Source organism: Thiolapillus sp. (assembly GCF_048562965.1).
Lineage (GTDB): Bacteria > Pseudomonadota > Gammaproteobacteria > Chromatiales > Chromatiaceae > Thiolapillus > Thiolapillus brandeum_A.
In genome coordinates this window covers 1-1,104 of record NZ_JBHNMF010000940.1, presented here as the reverse complement: position 1 = coordinate 1,104, position 1,104 = coordinate 1, and the positions used below count along the sequence as shown (strand labels likewise).

Here is a 1,104-nt window from a genome sequence, read left to right as displayed (position 1 = left end):
GCCTTCTGGGGCTGCACCGGCTACCCGGATTGCAATTACCTGGTTGATGACAACCAGGGCGTACCGGCGTTGCCCGACAAGATATACCCCTGTCCGGAATGTAGCAAACCCATGCGCCGCAAAAATGGGCGCAAGGGGCCGTTCTGGTCCTGTAGTGGCTATCCGGCGTGCCGTCACGCTGTAAACGACCTCAACGGCGAACCGGAAGGCATCAAAACGGCGTAGGGGAGAGCACCATGACTGAGCCAAGAGAAAGTCGCCAGGACGCGAAGCGTAAGCTTTACAGCCTTGCTACTTGGATGATCAACAAATTATTCGGGGTGCCAAGATACAGAGTAAGGAGGGTAATGGAGGGCGCATGAGCAAGGAAAACATGACACAGAATCCTGCCGATGAAGTGTTGTCATTTTGGCGGGATTTCCCCTATTTGGACACACCTCTGACAACAGAGGAGGTCCGGGCATACCAGGAAGAGGGGCTGATCGACGATGATGAAGAGGTGCGCGCGGCATGGGTGCGACAAACCCATTGCCCCGTATCCGCCAAACAGTTTCGCCGGGGGATGATCGATCCTTCACCCCGGGTGCGGGCCGCATGGGCGAACCGCTTCCTGGAAGTTATGGGGAACCCAGAAGAAAAGAAAGACCATCTCCGCACGCGGGCGAAGCAAGTAGTTCTTGCTGCAGTATGCCTCGCCCTGGGAGGGGGGGCGATGTGGTTGGCGGCCGGGGCATCACCACTGCCACAGAACAATGGTGAACGTCCGTTGAAGATCCACGCGGCCCCATCTGATCCGCCGCGCCCCATGACGGCTCCCGCGTCCGTTGTGCCGGTGCCGCCCCCTGCTTACATGCGTAATCATGGTGCATTCGACAACTCACAATACATTTACTCATCGCCGTACTACAGTCGCCCTTATAGCCTGCCAGAAGCATCAGGCATAGGCATGGAGACAATGCGGCATACCTATTGGAGATCACGATAATGTGGTTTAGAAACATCATATTGTATCGGTATGACGAACCCTTCTACGAAAATGAAGTCACCCTGGCGCAAGCGCTTTCGGAAAAGCAAAGCCGCCCCCTGAGCAATCTGGCTATGGAG

2 protein-coding genes are annotated in these 1,104 nt (G+C 56.2%); both read left to right on the top strand.

From position 1 onward, the window contains the following. The coding region (locus tag ACOCD2_RS21320) for a topoisomerase DNA-binding C4 zinc finger domain-containing protein (protein WP_293675000.1) at nt 1-225 on the top strand (225 nt) is incomplete at its 5' end. Nucleotides 226-358: 133 nt separating this feature from the next. Then, on the top strand, nt 359-985 hold the full coding sequence (locus ACOCD2_RS21315; protein WP_293650105.1) for a hypothetical protein: 627 nt from the start codon (nt 359-361) through the stop codon (nt 983-985). Nucleotides 986-1,104 lie beyond the last annotated feature (119 nt).

What these genes read in the sequence shown, in the direction of transcription:
- ACOCD2_RS21315 (WP_293650105.1), top strand. Translation starts at nt 359, where the DNA reads ATGAGCAAGGAAAACATGACACAGAATCCTGCCGATGAAGTGTTGTCA.